Below are 19,912 nucleotides of genomic sequence, written 5' to 3'. Positions count from 1 at the left end.
CCGACCAACATGCGTACGAGCAAGATTCTCCTGGCCGTTCTCGCCGGTTCGCTGGCAGCCGCCTGCGCCAGCGCTCCGCCGCCGAAGCCCAAGGTGACGGAGATCGTCAAGCCCAAGGAAGAGACCGCTGAGGAGCTCTTCACCAAGGGCGTGGCGGCGATGAACGAGAAGAACTGGGACGCGGCCCGCGATGCCTTTGCGAAGGCAGCGGGCAAGGACGCCTCCCTCGCCAACGCCCACTACAACCTCGGCATCATCGCCGAGGAGAAGGGCGATCTCGGCGGCGCGGAGCAGTCCTACCGCAGCGCGCTGCAGGCGAACCCGCAGCACAAGGGCGCGATCCTCAACCTCGGCCGGGTTCTCCGGCAGCGGGGCGGCCTCGCCGACGCGGCGAAGCTCTACGAGGAGGCGCTGAAGGCGGACGAGTTCGACGTCGACTACCTGAACAACGTCGCCGTCGTCTACCGGTTGCAGAAGCGCTACGACGAGGCCGTCGGTGCGCTCCGCAAGCTGCTGTCGCGCACGCCGAAGAACCCCGAGGCCTACAAGAACCTCGGCCTGGTCTACTACGACCAGGGCAACTACCGCCTCTCGGAGTTCGTTCTCGTCGAAGCCAAGAAGCTCGACGAGAAGGACGCCGGCGTGTGGAACAACCTGGGCATGATCTCGCTCCAGAGCGACGATCGCCGCAAGGCCCTGGGCCAGTTCCAGAAGGCAGTGGAGCTCGATCCGGCCTGCTACAGCTGCAACATGAACGTCGGCGCGGTGGCCCTGGCCTTCCGCGACTACAAGGCGGCCCACACCTCCTTCATCAAGGCGGCGGAGCTCGAGCCGAACAACTACGAAGTCCATCTGATGGACGGCTTCGCCCTCACCGGCCTCAAGAAGGCCCCCGAGGCGGTGAAGTCCTTCGAGAAGGTGACGCAGCTCCGGGGCAACCACCCCGAGGCAGTCTTCGGCATGGCCGAGCTCTACTACGGGCCCCTCAAGGATCTGAACAAGTCCAAGCAGCTCTTCCAGAGCTACCTGTCGCTCCCCGGGGACCTCCCGCGTCGTGAGACGGCACAGCAGCGCCTCCAGGTGATCGACATGAAGATCCAGGCAGGCGCCGCTGCGCAGCAGGCCGCGGAGCCCGAGCCGGAGGAGCCGAAGCTCCGCACCGGTGGCGACAGCGAGGACGCCGGCAACACCGACTTCCTCGAGGGCGTCGAGCAGGCTCCCGAAGGCGAGGAGATGCCCCAGGGCGAGGCGATGCCGGAAGAGGGCGATGCCGCCCTGGAAGGCGACGCCGCAGCCGACGCGGATGCGGAAGCGGAGGCCACCGAGGCCCCCGCCCCGGCTCCCGCAGAGTGATCACAGCCCCTGCCGCCGCGGTGCGCGGGGGTAGGGGTTGGCAGCAGGTCGGTGGGCAGGTAGACTGCCCACCTGACCCAAACAAGGGTGTTTTTTGCGGTTCCCGGCTCGTCGAGGAGCTCGGAACTCCCGGCGCCGTTCCGTTGTCGAAGCGGGCGGTGACCGGTGGCTGGTTCGGTCCACCGGCCCTGCTGCCTGCTGGCAGCACGGTATGGCGCAGTGGAGGAAGCGATGAAGCGGTTCGTGGTTGCGGCACTTCTGGCGACGGGCATTCTCGCGGTCGGCGGCGTCGCCCAGGCCCAGGACACGGTCATCCAGGAAGCCGACAAGGTCGTCTACAAGAAGAAGACGGTCGTCGACTTCAACGACGTGACCCTCGAAGGTGAGCTCACCAAGCCCGAGGGTACGTACGGCATGGCCCGTAAGAGGACGTCGTTCTCGTCCCTGATCCAGATGCGGGAGAACTTCCTTCCCGAGCTGCAGAAGAGCGTAGACAACCTCTGAGGTTCGACGGCGCCCGGCGCGCCACGAGCCTTGGTCAAGCCGTTTGGCCGCGCGCGAGTCGAGGCGCGCCGCAGGCCGCGAGGGGCTAGATGATCGAGTTGAAGAAGGCAGCAGGTGGTGACGGCAAGCGTTCCCTTCTCGGTGGGTTGAAGGGCCGCAGCGCCGCTTCGCTCTTCTACGAAGAGCTTCCCGATGAGCTCCGGCCGACCAGCGGCAACCGGGCGCTCGAGGTCGCCCTGATCTGGGGCGACGCCATCATCGAGGCGACCCAGTTCGAAGGCGGGTCGGTCAAGATCGGCGGCGCCCAGGGCAACAACTTCCAGGTCTACGCCGAGGGCGTCGAGAACCACGTCCTCGCCACCATCTCCGGCGACAGCGCCAACCTGACCGCCCCCAACGGCGGCCAGATCGTGGTGCGCCGCGGTGGCAAGGACGAGAACGCCGGTTCCAGCGCGAGCATCGGTCTCAACGACCGGGCGCGGATGAAGGTCGGCACCATCGAGTTCGTGGTGCGCTTCACCAAGCCCGCGGCGCGGATGAAGTCCGGCTTCTTCGAGGGCATCGACCTCTACTTCACCAAGGTGCTCTCGGTCTCGGTGATGATCCACGCGGTGATCCTCGCCGCGATGCTGGTCACGCCGCCTGCCGGTGAGCTCCTCGCCGAGGACCTCTTCAAGAACCAGAACCGGTTCACGAAGCTCATCCTCAAGGCGCCCGAGCCCCAGAAGAAGAAGCTCGACCTCTCGGGCCTCAAGGAAGGCGCCAAGGCCAAGGACGACGAGGGCAAGTTCGGCAAGAAGGAGGCGAAGAAGGAAGACGCCGATCCTTCGAAGAAGGGCGCCCCCAAGGTCGACGCGAACAAGCGCGAAGAGGACCGCAAGAAGGTGCTCTCCGCCGGCCTCCTCGGCGCCATGGGCCCCGACGACGGCGCCGCGTCGAACGTCTTCGGTCCCGGCGGCCTCGGCACCGGCATCAACAACGCGCTCGGTGGCCTCCAGGGCGGCGCCGGCATGGGTGACGCCCACGGCGTCGGCGGCCTCGGTTCCCGTGGCACCGGCCCCGGTGGCGGCGGTACCGGCCTCGGCCTCGGCGGCCTGGGCACCAAGGGTGGCGGTCGCGGCCGTGGCGGTTACGGCTCGATCGATCTCGGCGGCAAGGGCAAGGGCTCGACCCGCATCATTCCGGGCAAGACCACCGTCGTCGGCGGCCTCTCCAAGGAGGTCATCGGCAAGGTGATTCGTCGCCACTGGAACGAGATCAAGTACTGCTACGAGCGCGAGCTGCAGAAGGATCCCAACCTCCAGGGCAAGGTTTCGGTGATGTTCACCATCGACGGCTCTGGCGGTGTGGCGGATGCATCCGTGACCGAGGACAGCGTCGGCAGCAACGGCGCGGTTTCGCGGTGCATGGCCCAGCGCATCCGTCGTTGGAAGTTCCCGGAGCCGAAGGGCGGCGGCCAGGTGATCGTGACGTATCCCTGGGTGTTCCGCGCTGCCGGTGAGTAATCCCGTCCCCCTTTCGTGAAGGCAACGACGACAGCCATGAAGCTTCTCCGGCCTCTTCTTTCCGTCGCCCTCGCCATCGCGGTCCTCGTGCCCGCGGTGGCCCAGGCGGCCACTCCGATGCAGGGTGTTCCCACCCAGATCCGCCGCGGCTTCTTCACGGAGACCGACCTCGGCGCCTTCTTCACCATGGGGGGCAATGGCAAGAGCCCGTCCGACGCACAGGTGTACTTCCACCTGGGCGCCGGTTACGACCTCTATGCCCAGGGTGACCACCTCTTCTCGCTGGGCGCTGGCTACGCGATCGGCACCTCTGCCGGCTCGTGTTTCGGCGACCTCTACAACGAGGCGGCGGCGGTTCCCTGCCAGGACAGCACCATCGACCCGGAGACCGGGGCGGCGACGGTCCTGTCGAACAACTGGAGCGCGCACCTGATCGAGGCTTCTGCCCTCTACGGTTACCAGGTCGCGCCCCGGCTGATGCTCACCGGTCGCCTCCTCGGCGGCGTGGGCTTCCTCGAGCCGGTTGCCTTCGCGGGCAAGGACGGCCCGGTGCCGCTGGTCGGCGCCGGTCTCGGTGCGGAGTGGGCGACCCAGTTCGACCACTTCTCGCTCGGCCTCGACATCGCCGGCCGCATGTTCCTCGGCACCGAGGCGATGGGGCTCTCCGTCGCCCCCCGCGTGAAGTACACGTTCTGATCCGCCGGCCGAAAGGCCGGTGAACGAGAAAGCCCCGGTTGCCCCGTGCAGCCGGGGTTTTCTCGTTCCTGGGCGGGGAACCTCCATCCGCTGGTGGTTGTCCGATCGATCGGGTGGTGGGAGCGCCGCCGCCCGCTGCTCCGGAGCAGCGCAGACGAGAAATCGAAGGGGGCCCTCGAGGGGCCGCCGTCTTGCGCCGGTGCGCGCCCTCGCTGGGCGGCGTGCCTTCCGGAGGATCCATGAACGAGACGATCGCGCCACGTGGTGGCGAGCGGGGCAGGGACGCAGCCAGCTTCTGGTTTGGCGAGGGCAGCGCCGTGCCTGCAGGCGGGCGGGTGGTGCTGGAGATCGCCGTCGGGTGGGGTGACCAGCTCCTCGAGGCGGTGCATGCCGCCGATGCAGAGGTGAGCGTCGGCGACCTGCCCGGCTGCACCATCGCCGCACCGGTGGAGGGGCGCCACGTGGTGGCCCGCAGGGTCGCCGGCGGCGTCGAGCTGGTCGCCCCGCCTGGCGGCAGGCTCGAGGCCTGGAGCGACGGCGTGGGCAGCGCCTGCGCCGGGCCGCTTCTCCTCGGCGAAGCGGGGCAGGGGGTGATCCGGATCGGCCCCCTCGCGATCTCCCTGCGGCTCGGCGCCGCGGTGGAGCGCAGCGGTCGCAGCGGTGGCGCCGTGGACCTGGCCTGGGCCCGGGCGCTCTCCTTCTCGGCGATGGGGGCGGGCTTCCTCCTCGCCGCCATCGGCGTCACGCCGCGGGGCGAGGTGGCGCTCGGTGACGCGCTCTTCGCCGAGGGACGGCGGCAGGTCGTCTACCTGCCGAAGCAGGAGGAGCCGCTGCCGAAACCCGACTTCGCCCGCCCGGCGGCCCCAAAGGCGCCGGCGGAGGAGGGGCGGATCGGCCGCTTCGACGTGAAGGAGGTCGAGCCGAAGGCCCGCTCCCGGCACCCGGGCCGCAAGCGGGAGCGGGACCGTGCGCTCGCGCTGCAAAGCGGCATCCTCCGCTTCCTCGACGGCGCCGGCGCCGCCAGCGGCGAGCTCTTCTCCGGCAGCGGCCTCGGGCAGGGGATCAACGAGGCCCTCGGTGGGCTCCAGGGCGGCCACGGGCTCGGCGATGCCCACGGCGTCGGCGCCCTCGGCTCCAGAGGCGTGGGCCCCGGCGGCGGTGGCGACGGCCTGCACCTCGGCGGCATCGGCACCGGTGCCCTCGGCAACGGGCCGGGCGGCGGCGGCCTCGAGCTCGGCGCCGGCGGCAAGATGCCGACCCGGATCCTCCCCGGCGAGACCCGGGTGGTCGGCGGCCTCGACAAGGAGGTGATCGGCAGGGTGATCCGGTCGAAGTGGGCGCAGATCCGCCACTGCTACGAGCAGGCGCTCCAGCGCGACCCTTCGCTCCAGGGCAAGGTGGCGGTGCTCTTCACCATCGACGGCACCGGCGGGGTCTCGGTGGCCCACGTCACCGAGGACTCGGTGGGGGACGGCGCCGTCGGCAGCTGCATCGTCGGCAGGATCCAGCGCTGGCGCTTCCCGGCGCCGAAGGGCGGCGGGGAGGTGGTGGTCAGCTACCCCTGGATCTTCCGCGCCGCCGGCAGCTGAAGGCGAGGAGGCCTCTCACCGCCGGTATGCGTACCGGTGGTGAGAGGCGCCACGGGCCAGGGGCTGGATCAGGCGGCGCAGCACTTCTTGAACTTCTTGCCGCTGCCGCAGGGGCAGGGATCGTTGCGGCCGGTCTTCGGACCAGCCACCACCGGCACCTGCACCTGGTGGCCGCTCACGTAATTCCAGCCGCCGCCCTCGCCGGGCCGGAAGTGCGAGCACTCGCGGTGGGTGCGATCCCGGCCCGCCTCGCGCCAGCTGGCGGTGAACTCCACCTCGCCCTTCTCGTCGCCGGGGCCGCCGCTGGCCCGGTGGATCTCGAGGCCCTTCCAGTCGGCCTCGCGGGACCAGCGCTCGATCTCCTCGCGATCCGCCACCTCGCGGGTCTCCGGATCGTGGGTCTGGAGGATGTAGTCGATCTCCCCCTTCACGTACGCGCTGTAGCGCGAGCGCATCAGCGCTTCGGCGGTGGGGGGCAGCGCCTCGCCCCGGTGGTAGGGGGCGCAGCAGGTCTCGTAGCTTCCTTCGTTTCCGCAGACACAGGCCATGGCGCCTCCTACGACGAGTGGGTGGCGCGGCGCAATGGGCGAGCGCGCCTTTCCCGCTTTCAGCGCCGCCCGATCCGGCCCCGCCCGCGCCCCAGCCAGCGGGAGAGGCGGATCTTGCGGAAGCGCCCCTGCATCGCCGACCAGCTCAAGGCCGCCCAGAAGAGCGCACCGGCGCCGAGGAGCCCCACCGCAGCGACGATCACCGCGAAGGGGATGCGCCCGCCCACCAGCCAGTCGATCCGCGCCAGCGAGAAGAACGCGCCGATCACCAGCGCCGATGCGATCAGGCCGAGGAAGACGGTGACGCCCATCCCGCGGATGGCGCCCTCGATCCGCTGCACCTCCGGCGAGCGGGCCTGCACCGTGAACTTGCCCCCTTCGAGATCGAGGAGGATCTGCGAGAGCTGGGTGGGTACGTCCTGCAGCACCGTCGAGAGGCGCAGCATCGACTTCATCGGCGTGCCCATTCCCAGCAACGCCGCCGGGTCGAAGCGCCCCTGGAGCAGCTCCCGGGCGTAGGGCACGCCGAAGGTGAGGAGGTCGAGCTCCGGATCGAGCGCCCGGACGATCCCCTCGGTGGTCATCACCGCCTTGGCGAGGAGCGCGTAGTCCTTCGGGATCCGGATGTGGTAGCGGACCGTGAGATCGAGGAGCTCCCGCATCACCTGCGCCGAGGGCACCTCCTTGAGCGATCGCCCGAGGTAGCGGCGCAGGATCCCGTCGATGTCGGCCCGGAAGGCGGCGAGGTTCGTGCGCTGATCGGGAAGGCCCACCCGGTAGATGAGCCGCGCCGCGGAGTCCGCGTCCCGCAGCGCCACCGCGATCACGAGCAGGACGATCGTCTCCTGCATCTGCGGGGTGAGCCGCCCCACCAGCCCGAAGTCGAGGACGCCGATCCTGCCGTCTTCGAGGACGAGCAGGTTCCCCGGGTGCGGATCGCCGTGGAAGATCCCCTCCTCGAAGAGGAGCCGGAAGCCCGACTCGATCAGCGTCCGCGCCAGCTTCTTCGGCTCGTGGGGCGGGCAGGCCTCGGTGATCTTCGGGCCCTCGAGGTATTCGAGGGTGAGGACCCGCCGCCCCGAGAGCTCGTCGTGGACCTGCGGCACCCGCAGGCCCGGCCTTTCCGCGGCACGCTCCCAGAAGGCGCGGACGTTCTCCGCCTCGTGGACGAAGTCGAGCTCCTCCGAGAGCGATCGCTCGAACTCCTCGACGATCCCCACCGGGCCGTAGAGGCCGGTCTCCTCCACCACCGCCTCGAGGAGCTGCGCGAAGTAGTAGAGGATGGCGACGTCGGAGCGGATCTTCTCCTCGATCGCCGGCCGCTGCACCTTCACCACCACCAGCTCGCCAGAGGCGGTCCGCGCCCGGTGCACCTGCGCGATCGAGGCGGAGGCCAGGGGCTTCTCCTCGATCCACGAGAAGCTCGCGGCGACGGGCCTGCCCAGGGAGGCCTCGATCTCCGCGCGGATCGCCTCGATCCCCACCGGCGGCACCCGGTCCTGCAGCGAGCGCAGCTCGTCCACCCAGGTGGCGGGGAGGAGGTCCGGCCTGGTGGAGAGCACCTGGCCCAGCTTGACGAAGGTCGGCCCCAGCTCGGCGAGCATGTCGCGGAAACGGGCGGCGGTCGCCTTGGAGGCCACCGCCGGATCGGCGGGTACCTCCACCTTCTTCCCGAGCGACTCCCAGGCGCGGCTCCTGTCGAGGAACTCGCCGAAGCCGTGGCGCACCACCACGGCGGCGATCTGCCGGAGGCGGTTCAGGTCGCGGAAGGCGTCGCGGAAGACGGGGACACGCACGCTCCCTAGGTAGCACCGGCCCGGTACCGGTGCACGCATTCGCCGGATCGGCCGCCGGGAGGCCGGGCAGGCGAGAGGGCCTTCGGCAGGGCGCCGGGATCGGGTAGGCTGCGCGCCCGATGAGCACCCAGCCCGCAGCCCCGCCCGAGATCGCCTTCGACGGCGTCACCCCGCTGATGCGCCAGTACCTGGAGACGAAGGCGCAGCACCAGGACGCCATCCTCTTCTTCCGGCTCGGCGACTTCTACGAGATGTTCTTCGAGGACGCGGTGCAGGCCTCGCAGGCCCTCGGCATCGTGCTCACCTCGCGCTCCAAGGGCGACAACCCGGTGCCGATGTGCGGCTTCCCCTACCACGCCGCCAGGGGCTACATCGCCAAGCTGATCGAGCAGGGATTCAAGGTCGCGATCTGCGAGCAGGTGGAGGACGCCGCCACGGCGAAGACCCTGGTCCGCCGCGAGGTGACCCAGCTGGTCACGCCCGGCATGGTCCTCGACGAGCAGATCCTCGACGCCCACGCCGACCACTTCCTCGCTGCGGTGGTGCCGCTGGAGGATCGCTTCGGCTTCGCGCTCCTCGACGCCTCCACCGGCGAGTTCCGGGCGGCGGAGGTGGGCGATCGCAAGCTCCTCCTCGACGAGCTCGGCCGCGCCGCGCCGCGGGAGGTGATCGTGCCTCCCGGCAGCGGCCTCGAGGAGGCGCTGCGCAGCGCCTGCGCCACGGCCTTCGTCCACGACCACCCCGACGAGAGCGCCTTCGATCCCCGCAGGGCCGAGGAGCGGATCAAGCGGCAGCTCGGCGTTGCCAGCCTCGACGGCTTCGGCCTCACGCCGCTGCCGGCAGCCACCGCCGCAGCGGGCGCGGCGCTCGCCTACCTCGGCGACACCCAGCGCGGCACCACCGCCGCCCACGTCGATCGGATCACCGTCTTCCATCCGGAAGGGCACCTCGTCCTCGACGAGGCCACGGTGAACAACCTCGAGATCGCGCGGGGCCTGCAGGGCGGCAAGAAGAAGGGCTCGCTGCTCGGCCTCCTCGACAAGACCCTCACGCCGATGGGCGGCCGCACCCTCTCGCGCTGGATCCTCTACCCGCTCCTCGACCTCGAAGCGATCCGCGCCCGCCACGACGCGGTGGAGGAACTCGCCGGCCGCGGCGTGCTTCGCGAAGAGCTCTCGGGCCTGCTCAAGGAACTCTCCGATCTCGAGCGCATCCTCGGCCGGCTCTCGCTGCGCGCCGGCAACGCCCGCGATCTGCGGGCCCTCGGCCTCTCGCTCGAGCGCCTCCCCGCGCTGCGGGAGCAGCTCGGCGGATGCACCGCGCCGCTCCTCCACGACCTCGTCCCCGAGCTCTCCGGCCTCGACCCCCTCGCCGCCGATCTGCGCCGCGCCATCGCCGACGAGCCGCCGGTCACCACCCGCGAAGGCGGCATGTTCGCGAAGGGCTGGGACCCCGCCCTCGACGAGCTCATCGATCTCTCCACCAGCGGCAAGGAGTTCCTCGCCCGCCTCGAGGCGGAGGAGCGGGAGCGCACCGGGATCTCGTCGCTCAAGGTCCGCTTCAACAAGGTCTTCGGCTATTTCATCGAGATCACCCGCTCCAACCTCCATCTCGTGCCGGCGGACTACCTCCGCAAGCAGACCACGGTGAACGCCGAGCGTTTCGTCACCGAGGCGCTCAAGACCTACGAGGAGAAGGTCCTCACCGCCGAGGAGAAGCGGGTCGCCCGCGAGATCGAGCTCTACGAGGAACTTCGCCAGCGGATCCTCTCCCAGGCAGGCGGGATCAAGCGGGCCGCAGCGGCGATCGCCACCGTCGACACGCTCCTCTCGCTGGCGCGCATCGCCGCCGACTGGGGCTACGTGCGGCCCGAGGTCGACGACTCCGACGTGCTCGAGATCGTCGAGGGGCGCCACCCGGTGGTGGAGCGGGCGCTGGCCGGCGAGGCCTTCGTTCCCAACGACGTCCACCTCGATCGCGAGGGCCACCAGGTGGTGGTGATCACCGGCCCCAACATGGCCGGCAAGAGCACCGTGCTCCGGCAGGCGGCGCTGATCGCGCTGCTCGCACAGGCGGGCTCCTTCGTCCCCGCAGCCCGGGCGCGGATCGGCCTCGTCGACCGGATCTTCTGCCGCGTCGGCGCCAGCGACAACCTCGCCCGGGGCCAGTCGACCTTCATGGTGGAGATGGTGGAGACCGCCGCGATCCTCCACGGCGCCACCGCGCGATCGCTGGTGGTGCTCGACGAGATCGGCCGCGGCACCTCGACCTTCGACGGCCTCTCCATCGCCTGGGCGGTGGCGGAGCACCTGCACGATCGCGTCGGCGCCCGCACGCTCTTCGCGACGCACTACCACGAGCTGGTGGAGCTCGCGCGGGAGAAGAGCCGGGTCAAGAACGCCACCGTGGCGGTGAGCGAGCAGGGCGGGAAGGTGATCTTCCTGCGCAAGCTGATCGCCGGCGGCGCGTCGCGCTCCTACGGCATCGAGGTGGCGCGGCTCGCGGGGCTGCCTGCGGAGGTGCTGGGGCGGGCCCGGGAGATCCTGGTCAACCTCGAGAAGAACGAGCTCGATCCGGAAGGCCGCGCCGTCTTCGCCGGGAAGGGCAGGGCGCGCAAGGCGTCGGTGGATCAGCTCGCGCTCTTCGCGCCGAAGGCCGAGCGGCCCGCGCCCGGGATCGCCGCGTTGCTCGAGCAGCTGCAGGCGGTGGAGATCGACAGGACCACGCCGCTGCAGGCGCTGGCGCTGCTCGCCGAGCTGCAGGAGAAGGCGCGCAAGGCCTGAGCGAGGGCAGGAACACGAACGCCACCAGCCGCTGGGCCGGTGGCGTTCGCGCATCGTTCGGTCGATCGAAGCCTACTTCACCTTCTTGATCTTGATCACCGGCTTGAAGGTGTAGGCGCACGTGCCCTCCATCGTCACGGACTCCTTCACGTCCATGTCGATGGTGACCTCGCGCTCGTCGCCGTCGACGGCGATCGCCTTGAAGGGATGGTTGATCTTCACCGGCTTGTCGGCGTCCTTGACCTGCATCACGCAGGTGGCGCCGTCCTTCATCAGCACCTCGTTGCGGCCGGCCTCGTCGATCCAGAGGCGGATCTGCGTGACCTTGCCGTCGACCCCGTCCTCGCCGAGGAAGGCGCTCACGCCGTTCTGGAGGGCGAGCAGATCGAAGGTGCGCTCGGCGGCGCCCTCGGGCAGCGCGATGGTCTGCCACTTCTTGTCGCCGTCGGCGGCATGATCCATCGCGTCGTCGTCGTGGGTCTTCTCGTCGTGGTCGACGACGTGGGCTTCCACCCGACCGATGGTGACGAAGACCGACTCCATGTTCTCGGTGTCGGGCGGGGCGTCGGTGAGGCGGAGCGAGAGCGTTCCGCCGCCGCCACAGGCGGCGAGAAGCAGGGTGCTGGCCAGGAAGAGTGCGTTCTTGCTCATAGGATTATTTGCTCCTTCGCCCCTCCAGACGAGAGGGAGGCACGCTGGTTACCGGGCGGCCGATCGCGGCCCGGGGACGACGGGCGTTTCCCACAGGCTCGCCGCTATCGCTTTTTTGCCGGCCGATAGCGCCTGTGGGAGCGTCGCGTACCAGCATGCGTGCCCTCGTCCTCTCCCTGCTCTTCGCGCTTCTCGCCCCGCCCGCCGCCGCCCTGGCAGGCGTCGCGGAGGACTACCAGCAGGCCCGGCTCGACTACTTCGCGCTCCGCAAGGACGAGAAGCGAAAGGCCTACCGGCACCACTGGATGGACGTGATCCGGCGCCTCGACCGCGGGGCGGAGAAGCTGCGCGGCGACGATCGCTGCGGCGCGCTCTTCAACGCCGGGCGGGCGTGGCACGAGGTCTCCGAGATCTCCTATCTGCAGGACGATCGCGAGGAGGCGATGCGGCGCTACCGCAAGCTCGCCGATGCCTGCCCGCGCTCGGCCCTCGCGGACGACGCGCTCTTCCACACGGCGGAGCTGCAGCAGAAGCGGGATCCCGCCGCTGCCGGGCAGACGCTGGACAAGCTCCTCGCGTCCTGGCCCCGTGGCGATCGGGCGGCGGAGGCGAAGGCGCTCCGCGCGACGCTGCCTGCGCCGAAGAAGGAGCAGAAGCGGGTCGCCGCAGCGGTGAAGCAGCCCGAGAAGAAGCCGGCGCCGCAGCAGGCGAAGGCCGCTCCCGCGGCGAAGCATGCAGCAGCGGAAAAGCGAGACGAAAAGCGAGACAGCAGCCCGGCGCAGGCCGCTGCACCCGCCCCTGCGGCCGAGGCCATCGCCGGCGGCAACCTTCCCTCCGCGGTGGACATCCTCGCCGCGCTGGACGGGAAGGGCGCCGACGCCAACCGCCCCGAGGACGTGGCCCTGGCCGAGGACCTCCGCCGGGACCGCCTCGCCCGCACCGGCGACGCCCCGCCGGAGCAGCCGGCGGCGCCCGAGAAGCGCACCGAGCCCAGGCCCGCCGAGGCGAAGCGCATCGAGCAGAAGCCCGCCGAGAAGAAGCTCGACCGCGACCGCCTCGCCGCCCTCGAGGACGCCACCGGCGGCGAGATCCCGCTCTCCCTCGTCGCCGGCCTCAAGGTGAAGCGCGTGGTGATCGATCCCGGCCACGGCGGGAAGGACACCGGCGCCATCGGCAAGCGCGGCACCCGGGAGAAGGACCTCGCCCTCTCCATCTCCCGGAAGCTGAAGAAGCGGCTCGAGGCGATGGGGCTCGAGGTCTTCCTCACCAGGGAGAAGGACGTCTTCCTCGAGCTCGAGGAGCGCACCCGCTTCGCCAACGAGCACCACGCCGATCTCTTCATCTCGGTGCACATCAACGCAGCCGCCAACCGCAAGGCCTACGGCATCGAGACCTACACCCTCAACCTCAACTCCGACCGCTACGCGATGCGCCTCGCCGCCCGCGAGAACGCGTCGTCGAGCAAGAGCATCGGCGACCTGCAGTTCATCCTCGCCGACCTCGCCACCAAGGCGAATACCGACGACTCGGTCCGCCTCGCCCGCCTGGTGCAGGGCGAGATGGTCACCAGGCTGCGCCGCACCTGGGGCCAGAAGATCCGCGACCTCGGCGTGAAGCAGGCCCTCTTCTTCGTGCTCGTCGGCGCGAAGATGCCGGCGATCCTGGTGGAGACCGCCTTCGTCTCCAACCCCGACGAGGAGAACCGCCTCCGCACCGAGAAATACCAGGAGGAGACCGCCCGCAGCATCGCCGAGGGCGTGCGGCGTTTCATTGCCGAGCGCGAGGCGATCGCCAGCGGCAAGGTCCCGTCCGGCACCGGCACCAACGGGGTATTCTGAGCAGGCGCGGCGAAGGCGTGCAGCCCGCCCCCGGCGTTGTTAGGGTGGCGTCGCCATGAACGCCAGCTCCGTCGCCGATCCCCACGCCCGCATCGAAACCCTCCGCCGCCACCTCGACGAGGGCCGCGAGGGCTTGCGCGCCCGCGCTGCCGCTGGCGCCTCCGGCAGGGAGATCGTCCGTGCCACCTCCGAGCTCCTCGACGAGGTGGTCACCGCGCTCTTCGACGCGGTGCTGGCGGAGCGGGGCAACCCCCCCGGCATCGCGCTGGCCGCCATCGGCGGCTACGGCCGCAAGGACCTCGCCCCCTACTCGGACATCGATCTGCTGCTCGTGCACCAGGACGTCGAGGAGCAGGTGATCCGCCCCATCGCCGAGGCCTTCTTCACCGCGCTCTGGGACAGCAAGCTCGAGGTCGGCGCCGCCGCCCGGACGCCGGAGGAATGCGCGCAGATCGCCGCCGAGGACCACACGGCGCGCACCGCGCTCCTCGACTGCCGCTACGTCGCCGGCGACCGCGACACCTACGCGCTGCTCGAGCGCAAGGTGCTGCGCGATCTCACCACCAAGCAGGTCGACGAGCTCATCGACGCGAAGATCGGCGAGCTCGGCCAGCGGCGGAAGAAGTTCGGCGGCTCCGTCCATCTCCTCGAGCCCAACGTCAAGCAATCGCCCGGCGCCCTGCGCGATCTGCAGGCGGCGCTGTGGATGGCCCGGGCCCGCTTCAAGGCGGCAGGCCTCACCGACCTGCTCGTCCGCGGCGTGCTCCCCACCCGCGAGGTCGAGCGCCTCAAGGAGGCGCGCGATTTCCTCTGGCGGGTCCGCAACCAGCTCCACTACCTCGCCGGCCGCAAGGAGGATCACCTCACCTTCCACTGGCAGGAGCAGGTGGCCCACGCCCTCGGCTACCGCGACAAGGATCCGGAGGGTCTCGCCGTCGAGCAGTTCATGCGGGACTACTACCTCGCCGCCTCCGCGCTCCGCCGCCTCGCCGACGAGCTGGTCGATCGCTGCGCGCCGCAGCGCACGGCAGGGCCGCTGCAGAGCAGGCCCGTCGAGCCGGGGCTCAAGCTCTGGCAGGGGCGGCTCACCCTCGAAGGCCGCGACGCGCTCTGGCGGGATCCCTCGCTCTTCGTGCGGCTCTTCGTCCTCGCCGAACGGATGGGCGTCGAGATCTATCCCTACGCCCGCGACCTGGTGCGCGAGGAGGCGCCGCGAATCGACGAGACGGTCCGCGCCGATCCGCGGGTCACCGAGGCGCTGCGCGACGCCTTCTCGAAGCTCGGCCGCGGGCAGTGGCTGCGCCAGATGCACCGCGAAGGCGCCCTCGGCGCGCTCCTCCCCGAGTTCGGCAGGGTCACCGCCAAGCACCAGCACGACCTCTACCACGTGTACACGGTGGACGTTCACACGGTGTTTGCCATGGAGCGCCTCGGCCAGCTCCGCTCCGGCGACCTGATCGAGCAGGAGCCGCAGCTCTCGCTGGTGGCGCGGGAGATCCCGCGCCCGCTGGCGCTCTCCCTGGGCGTGCTCTTCCACGACGCGGGGAAGGGCATGGGCGGCAACCACAGCGAGAAGGGCGCCGATCTGGTCCGCGCGGTCTGCGAGCGGCTCGGTGTTCCCGCCCGTGACGCAGCCGATGCGGAGTGGCTGGTCCGCGAACACCTGCTGATGAGCCACGTCTCGCAGCGGCGGGACCTCTCCGATCCGGAGCTGATCGCCGACTTCGTCCGCCAGATGGGCGATCGCAGCAGGCTCGACATGCTCTTCGTCCTCACCTACGTGGACATCGCCAGCGTCGGCCCCGGCACCTGGACCTCGTGGAAGGGCAGGCTGCTGCAGGAGCTCTACGACAAGGCGGCGTCGATCTTCGACGGCGAGGGGCTCCCCACCGTGGAGATTTCGGCGACGCGGGAGGCGCTGCTCGAGCGGGGTTTCGCAGCGGACCGCACCGAGCGCTTCCTCGCGCGGATGCCGCGGCGCTATTTCGCCTTCGCCGATCCGGAGGACGCGCCACGTTCGTTGCGCCTCCTCGAGCTCGGCGCCGGTCGCACCCTCTCCACCTCGGTGCGGGACGGCGACGGCTTCACCACCGTCGCGCTCACCGCCGAGGACAAACCGGGCCTCCTCGCCTCGGTGGCCGGCGTGCTCACCGCCCACCGGATCGACATCCTCCGCGCCGACGTCTTCTCCACCTCCGACGGCCGCGCCCTCGACGTCTTCGTCGTGCGTGGGCCCCACGGCGGGCGGCTGGAGCGAGGCCGCTGGCGCGGTGCGCGCCGGGACCTCTGCAGCGTCGTTCGGGGCGAGACCACCTCGGACGAGGTCCTGCGCCGGATGCTCCGGCCCTCGGGCCTGCCGCCCCGCCACATGCCACCGGTGGCCACCAAGGTGAAGCTCGACAACCGCTCCGCCCGCGGTTTCACCGTGGTCGACGTCTTCGCCGAGGATCGCCGGGGCCTGCTCCACGCGGTCACCTCGGCGCTCCACCGCGCGCAGCTCACCATCGCCGTGGCCCGGATCGCCACGGAGGGCAACCGGGCGATCGACTCGTTCTACGTCTGCGACGCCCAGGGTGGAAAGCTGGTCGAATCGAAGCGGATCGCCGAGATCGAGGCGTTGATCCGCGGTGCGGTCGACTCCGTGCCGACCGGGCCGTAGCCCGCCTCCTCGCCCGCTTCGAAACCGCGGCCGGGCCAATCCAGCAGCCTGCCTGGCGGGGGGGGCGGCGCTTCCTCCAGCGGCCGCCACCGTCGAGCGCAGGCCCCCGAATCCGGGGCACGAGCCATGCGCCCCGAAGGCGCTGCCGCTCCCCTCGAGTCGAGAACGCCGGCGCCCGGGCTGCTCCCGCGCCTCGCCGCAGCTGCCGCGCTGCCGGTCCGGGTCTGTCGGCCCGCGATCGCCGCGCCGTGCGCACCGGTCGCTGGCCGCCGCAGCGCAGCCGCTCTCCATTTCGTTGCATCCCCGATTGACCCGACGCGTCGAGCAGCGCCGCTCTCGCCTCCTGCAGCGACGCGCGCCGCCTCCGCAGCCGCGCCCGGCGTCGCCGATGGCGCCGACCCCGGCAGGGCTTCCCCCCCCGACGAGGCTCCCTAGGTTTGGTGGAGAACAGCATGCAACGGCGGAAGAGCATCCACCGCCGGCGCTGGAAGGGCGCCGGGCCCACCGCAGGTGGGGCGAGAAGCAGGCAGGGCCCGCACGGGCCCTGTGGGCAGCTTGCACACCGCCTGGTGGGATGCGGAACGTTCTGGTGGTCGGAAGCTGCACAGCGGGGGCAGCGGCCGGTGGGGACAAGGGGTAGGCGTGGTTCGGTTCGGCATCATCTCGGCGTATGCATCGGAAGACGCCAGCTCCCAGGGGCTGATCGAGGCTTGCGAACGGCTCGGCGAGGCGGTGGCGATCGACCCGGCGACGCTCTCGGTCGCGGTGCGGGACGGGAGCGCCGAGGTGCACTGCGCCCGCATCCCCGCCGCCGACTTCGATGCCCTGCTCCTCGTCCGTGGGATTGGTCGCAAGGGCGATCCCGACCTGCAATTCGAGATCTACCGGGCCCTCGAGATGGCCGGCGCGCCGATCATGAACCGGCTCGACGGACTCCTCGCGGCCCAGGACAAATTCCGCACCAGCCTGCTCCTCGCCAGCGCCGGCATCGCCACCCCCGAGGTGCAGGTGGTCCAGCGCAGCGAGGATGCAGCGGCTGCGCTGCGCGCCCTCGGCACCGCGGTGGCCAAGCCGATGTGGGGATCGCTGGGGGACGGGATCGAGCTCCTCCGCGACGACGCCTCGGGCAGGCGGCGCGCCGAGGCGCTCTTCGAAGAACGCGCCGCTCTCTACCTGCAGCGCTACGTCGATCACGGCGGGCGCGACGTGCGGGCCTTCGTGGTCGGCGGCAGGGTGGAAGCGGCCATGGAGCGGATCGCGCCTCCCGGCGAATTCCGCACCAACGTCTCGATCGGCGCCGAGCCGCGCGCGATCGAACTGCCTCCGGAAGCGGAGGCGATGGCTGTGCGCGCGGCACGCGCACTGGGGCTCGATTGGGCCGGGGTCGATCTGGCCTTCGGTCCGTCGGGGCCGACGGTGATCGAGGTGAATGGCAGTCCGAACTGGGAGGGAATCTTCCGCGCCACCGGGCGGGACATGGCGGAGGCGATCGCGCACCACGCTGCGCGTCGTGCTCACGCCAGGCTGACGGTGGTCGCGGCACCTATCGAAGGAATGGGAGGTTGAACATGGCGACGAGGACGAAGACGACGACGGGCCGGACCACGCGCGCGACCAGCAGCCGCGGCGGGACCACCGCGCGGAGCACCGCGCGCTCCACCAGCACCCGCGGCACGAGCGCCCGCGGCACCACCACGGCCAAGCGCGCCACCACGGCCCGGGCGACCACCGGCAGCCGTGCTGCGCCGAAGAGCCGCACCACCGCCAGCGCGCGCCAGGTGAAGGCGTCGACCGGCGGCATGACGGTGCAGGAGGCCGGCCGCAAGGGCGGCATGATCGGTGGCCGCAAGGGTGGCGAGACCGTGCTTCGCGAGCGCGGGCCGCAGTTCTACAGCGAGATCGGCAAGAAGGGTGGCCAGCGCGTTCGCGAGCTGATCGAGCGCGCCAAGATGCTCGAGGCCGGTGAGGCGAAGGCGACCACGCGTCGCACGACCCGCCGCACCACCAGCCGCTGATCCGCAGCGGTACGCCGACACGACACAACACGGGATTCTCGTTTCAAGGAGGTAGGTGATGGCCGAGGAGAAGAAGAGCAAGGGCGCGATGAGCGTCGCAGAGGCGGGCCGCAAGGGTGGTGAGCGCGTGAAGCGCGAGCGCGGTCGGGCCTTCTACGAGGAGATCGGCCGGAAGGGCGGCGAGACCGTGGCCCGCGAGCGCGGCCGCGAGTTCTACGAGGAGATCGGCAAGAAGGGCGGCGAGACCGTCAAGGCCGAGCGTGGAGCTGCCTTCTACGAGGAGATCGGCAAGAAGGGCGGCGAGACGGTGAAGGCCGAGCGCGGCATGCCCTTCTACGAGGAGATCGGCCGCCGCGGCGGCCAGAAGGTCCGCGAGCTGATCGAGGAAGGGAAGCGCTCCGCGGGGACGAACAAGTCCGAGGAGTGATGGCCCGCTGCTACGCGGATGGGGGGAGGCAGACGATGGCTGAAGAGAAGAAGGGCGGGATGACCGTCCAGGAGGCCGGCAAGAAGGGTGGCGACAAGGTCGCCCGCGAACGCGGCCACCAGTTCTACGAAGAGATCGGGCGCAAGGGCGGCGAGACCGTCGCCCGCGAGCGCGGTCACGAGTTCTACGAAGAGATCGGCAGGAAGGGCGGCCACATCGGTGGCGAGAAGGTCGCCCGCGAGCGCGGCCACGGCTTCTACGAGGAGATCGGACACAAGGGCGGCCAGCGCGTCAAAGAGCTGATCGAGGAAGGCAAGAAGCACGGGAAGTAGCCGTGCCTCTTGTTGAAGCGGCCCCGTCGCTCTCGCGCGGGGCCGCTTCAGCCGGAAGGAGGTTCCAGTTGGCCGAGCAGAAGAAGGGCGGCCAGCGCGTCCGCGACCTCATCGAAGAAGGCAAGAAGAGCGAGAGGAAGTGAGTGCACCCGCGGTGGGTCGCGGTTCACAACGGAGGTTCTCGAATGGCTGAGCAGAAGAAGGGCGGGATGACCGTGCAGGAGGCCGGGCGCAAGGGTGGCGAGAAGGTCGCCTCCGAGCGTGGCCACGAGTTCTACGAGGAGATCGGCCGCAAGGGTGGCGAGACCGTCGCCCGTGAGCGTGGCCCCAGCTTCTACTCCGAGATCGGCCACAAGGGCGGGCAGCGCGTCCGCGAGCTGATCGAGGAAGGCAAGAAGAAGTAGGTCGAGGAACACGGGTCGTCGCCTGGCGGCGGTCCCTACTCGGCGGAAGGAGGAGTGGCATGGCTGACGAGAGGAAGAAGGGCGGAATGACGGTGCAGGAGGCCGGCCGCAAGGGGGGCGAGAAGGTCGCTTCCGAGCGTGGTCACGGCTTCTACGAAGAGATCGGCAAGAAGGGCGGCCAGACCGTCGCCCGCGAGCGCGGTCACGAGTTCTACGAGGAGATCGGCCGGAAGGGCGGCGAGACCGTCGCCCGCGAGAAGGGCCCCGGCTTCTACTCCGAGATCGGCCACAAGGGCGGGCAGCGCGTCCGCGAGCTGATCGAAGAGGGCAAGAAGGGCCAGAAGAAATAACGGCCCGCATCTCCTCCCGGGGGGCGGGGGCCGATCCCTCCGCTTCCCGTCCTCGAAATTGCTCGAGGAAGGGAGGTGAGCGAGATGGCAGAGCAGAAGAAGGGCGGCATGACCGTCCAGGAGGCCGGCCGGCTCGGCGGCGAGAAGGGCGGCAAGATCGTCCGGGAGCGCTACGGGCACGATTTCTACGAGGAAATCGGCAAGAAGGGCGGCCAGACGGTCGCGCGTGAACGAGGTCACGCGTTCTACGAGGAGATCGGCCGCAAGGGCGGCGAGACCGTGGCACGCGAGAAGGGACCGGGCTTCTACTCCGAGATCGGCCACAAGGGCGGGCAGCGCGTCCGCGAGCTGATCGAAGAGGGGAAGAAGCGCCGTTGACCCGGACGAAGCGCAGGTGGATGAGGGGCCACCTCCGCTCGCGGGCAATTGTGCAACGGGTGGAGAATGGGTAGGTTGCGCCGC

Annotated in this window: 17 protein-coding genes and 1 pseudogene; 15 read left to right on the top strand and 3 right to left on the bottom strand. The window is 70.4% G+C overall.

Translation table 11 applies throughout. The features are described 5' to 3' along the window. Nucleotides 1–9: 9 nt before the first annotated feature. From ACESMR_RS17760 to ACESMR_RS17740, 5 genes are all read left to right on the top strand, one after another. Entirely contained in the window at nucleotides 10–1,353 is a 1,344-nt protein-coding gene (locus ACESMR_RS17760) for a tetratricopeptide repeat protein (protein ID WP_373048449.1), read from the top strand. 231 nt (nucleotides 1,354–1,584) lie between these two features. Then, nucleotides 1,585–1,857 (top strand): hypothetical protein, encoded by a 273-nt coding sequence (locus ACESMR_RS17755; protein WP_373048448.1) that lies wholly within the window; start codon nucleotides 1,585–1,587, stop codon nucleotides 1,855–1,857. 89 nt (nucleotides 1,858–1,946) lie between these two features. After that, the gene (locus tag ACESMR_RS17750) at nucleotides 1,947–3,362 is read left to right on the top strand and encodes an AgmX/PglI C-terminal domain-containing protein (RefSeq protein ID WP_373048447.1); all 1,416 of its coding nucleotides are present in this window, start codon (nucleotides 1,947–1,949) and stop codon (nucleotides 3,360–3,362) included. A gap of 36 nt (nucleotides 3,363–3,398) precedes the next feature. Beyond that, nucleotides 3,399–4,058, top strand: coding sequence for an adventurous gliding motility protein CglE (gene cglE, locus ACESMR_RS17745; protein WP_373048446.1), 660 nt, complete (start codon nucleotides 3,399–3,401; stop codon nucleotides 4,056–4,058). A 239-nt stretch (nucleotides 4,059–4,297) separates the two neighbouring features. Continuing rightward, on the top strand, nucleotides 4,298–5,647 hold the full coding sequence (locus ACESMR_RS17740; protein ID WP_373048445.1) for a TonB family protein: 1,350 nt from the start codon (nucleotides 4,298–4,300) through the stop codon (nucleotides 5,645–5,647). Between the two features lie 68 nt (nucleotides 5,648–5,715). Here the strand turns inward: ACESMR_RS17740 and ACESMR_RS17735 are convergent, their stop codons facing one another. Together ACESMR_RS17735 and ACESMR_RS17730 are read right to left on the bottom strand one after the other, a co-directional pair. Then, nucleotides 5,716–6,195 carry a YchJ family protein gene (locus ACESMR_RS17735; protein WP_373048444.1) on the bottom strand — a complete coding sequence of 160 codons (480 nt, stop codon included), beginning with the start codon at nucleotides 6,193–6,195 and terminating at the stop codon, nucleotides 5,716–5,718. Nucleotides 6,196–6,254: 59 nt separating this feature from the next. Beyond that, nucleotides 6,255–7,991: an ABC1 kinase family protein gene (locus tag ACESMR_RS17730; RefSeq protein WP_373048443.1), complete on the bottom strand. Its 1,737-nt coding sequence runs from the start codon at nucleotides 7,989–7,991 to the stop codon at nucleotides 6,255–6,257. A gap of 119 nt (nucleotides 7,992–8,110) precedes the next feature. On the opposite strand from ACESMR_RS17730, the gene mutS reads away from it, so the two are divergent. Further along, nucleotides 8,111–10,774: a DNA mismatch repair protein MutS gene (mutS, locus tag ACESMR_RS17725; protein WP_373048442.1), complete on the top strand. Its 2,664-nt coding sequence runs from the start codon at nucleotides 8,111–8,113 to the stop codon at nucleotides 10,772–10,774. A gap of 72 nt (nucleotides 10,775–10,846) precedes the next feature. On the opposite strand, the gene ACESMR_RS17720 is transcribed toward mutS, so the two are convergent. Next, on the bottom strand, nucleotides 10,847–11,425 hold the full coding sequence (locus ACESMR_RS17720; protein WP_373048441.1) for a DUF4382 domain-containing protein: 579 nt from the start codon (nucleotides 11,423–11,425) through the stop codon (nucleotides 10,847–10,849). Nucleotides 11,426–11,580: 155 nt separating this feature from the next. On the opposite strand from ACESMR_RS17720, the gene ACESMR_RS17715 reads away from it, so the two are divergent. The 9 genes and pseudogenes from ACESMR_RS17715 (at nucleotide 11,581) to ACESMR_RS17675 (ending at nucleotide 19,828) form a co-directional block, all read left to right on the top strand. Further along, entirely contained in the window at nucleotides 11,581–13,263 is a 1,683-nt protein-coding gene (locus ACESMR_RS17715) for an N-acetylmuramoyl-L-alanine amidase (RefSeq protein ID WP_373048440.1), read from the top strand. Between the two features lie 55 nt (nucleotides 13,264–13,318). Continuing rightward, on the top strand, nucleotides 13,319–15,922 hold the full coding sequence (gene glnD, locus ACESMR_RS17710) for a [protein-PII] uridylyltransferase (protein WP_373048439.1): 2,604 nt from the start codon (nucleotides 13,319–13,321) through the stop codon (nucleotides 15,920–15,922). Between the two features lie 642 nt (nucleotides 15,923–16,564). Further along, nucleotides 16,565–17,488: a RimK family alpha-L-glutamate ligase gene (locus ACESMR_RS17705; protein WP_373048438.1), complete on the top strand. Its 924-nt coding sequence runs from the start codon at nucleotides 16,565–16,567 to the stop codon at nucleotides 17,486–17,488. A 2-nt stretch (nucleotides 17,489–17,490) separates the two neighbouring features. Continuing rightward, nucleotides 17,491–17,937 (top strand): KGG domain-containing protein, encoded by a 447-nt coding sequence (locus ACESMR_RS17700; RefSeq protein WP_373048437.1) that lies wholly within the window; start codon nucleotides 17,491–17,493, stop codon nucleotides 17,935–17,937. A gap of 58 nt (nucleotides 17,938–17,995) precedes the next feature. Continuing rightward, on the top strand, nucleotides 17,996–18,364 hold the full coding sequence (locus tag ACESMR_RS17695; protein WP_373048436.1) for a general stress protein B: 369 nt from the start codon (nucleotides 17,996–17,998) through the stop codon (nucleotides 18,362–18,364). Nucleotides 18,365–18,399: 35 nt separating this feature from the next. Next, entirely contained in the window at nucleotides 18,400–18,696 is a 297-nt protein-coding gene (locus ACESMR_RS17690) for a KGG domain-containing protein (protein WP_373048435.1), read from the top strand. 197 nt (nucleotides 18,697–18,893) lie between these two features. Then, nucleotides 18,894–19,100, top strand: a pseudogene (locus tag ACESMR_RS17685) (KGG domain-containing protein); the annotation flags it as partial. 59 nt (nucleotides 19,101–19,159) lie between these two features. Continuing rightward, nucleotides 19,160–19,450, top strand: a complete 291-nt coding sequence (locus tag ACESMR_RS17680; RefSeq protein ID WP_373048434.1) for a KGG domain-containing protein — start codon at nucleotides 19,160–19,162, stop codon at nucleotides 19,448–19,450. A gap of 84 nt (nucleotides 19,451–19,534) precedes the next feature. Next, the gene (locus ACESMR_RS17675) at nucleotides 19,535–19,828 is read left to right on the top strand and encodes a general stress protein B (protein ID WP_373048523.1); all 294 of its coding nucleotides are present in this window, start codon (nucleotides 19,535–19,537) and stop codon (nucleotides 19,826–19,828) included. Nucleotides 19,829–19,912: the final 84 nt, after the last annotated feature.

The organism is Vulgatibacter sp. (assembly GCF_041687135.1).
GTDB lineage: Bacteria > Myxococcota > Myxococcia > Myxococcales > Vulgatibacteraceae > JAWLCN01.
Note: the sequence above shows the minus strand (reverse complement) of the source record. Positions and strands in the feature narration are given on the sequence as shown.

Coding starts and splice junctions, on each gene's coding strand:
- ACESMR_RS17690 (WP_373048435.1), top strand. CDS start 18,400: ATGGCTGAAGAGAAGAAGGGCGGGATGACCGTCCAGGAGGCCGGCAAG.
- ACESMR_RS17720 (WP_373048441.1), bottom strand. CDS start 11,425: ATGAGCAAGAACGCACTCTTCCTGGCCAGCACCCTGCTTCTCGCCGCC.
- ACESMR_RS17700 (WP_373048437.1), top strand. CDS start 17,491: ATGGCGACGAGGACGAAGACGACGACGGGCCGGACCACGCGCGCGACC.
- ACESMR_RS17695 (WP_373048436.1), top strand. CDS start 17,996: ATGGCCGAGGAGAAGAAGAGCAAGGGCGCGATGAGCGTCGCAGAGGCG.
- ACESMR_RS17680 (WP_373048434.1), top strand. CDS start 19,160: ATGGCTGACGAGAGGAAGAAGGGCGGAATGACGGTGCAGGAGGCCGGC.
- ACESMR_RS17735 (WP_373048444.1), bottom strand. CDS start 6,195: ATGGCCTGTGTCTGCGGAAACGAAGGAAGCTACGAGACCTGCTGCGCC.
- ACESMR_RS17760 (WP_373048449.1), top strand. CDS start 10: ATGCGTACGAGCAAGATTCTCCTGGCCGTTCTCGCCGGTTCGCTGGCA.
- glnD (WP_373048439.1), top strand. CDS start 13,319: ATGAACGCCAGCTCCGTCGCCGATCCCCACGCCCGCATCGAAACCCTC.
- mutS (WP_373048442.1), top strand. CDS start 8,111: ATGAGCACCCAGCCCGCAGCCCCGCCCGAGATCGCCTTCGACGGCGTC.
- ACESMR_RS17750 (WP_373048447.1), top strand. CDS start 1,947: ATGATCGAGTTGAAGAAGGCAGCAGGTGGTGACGGCAAGCGTTCCCTT.
- cglE (WP_373048446.1), top strand. CDS start 3,399: ATGAAGCTTCTCCGGCCTCTTCTTTCCGTCGCCCTCGCCATCGCGGTC.
- ACESMR_RS17675 (WP_373048523.1), top strand. CDS start 19,535: ATGGCAGAGCAGAAGAAGGGCGGCATGACCGTCCAGGAGGCCGGCCGG.
- ACESMR_RS17755 (WP_373048448.1), top strand. CDS start 1,585: ATGAAGCGGTTCGTGGTTGCGGCACTTCTGGCGACGGGCATTCTCGCG.
- ACESMR_RS17740 (WP_373048445.1), top strand. CDS start 4,298: ATGAACGAGACGATCGCGCCACGTGGTGGCGAGCGGGGCAGGGACGCA.
- ACESMR_RS17715 (WP_373048440.1), top strand. CDS start 11,581: ATGCGTGCCCTCGTCCTCTCCCTGCTCTTCGCGCTTCTCGCCCCGCCC.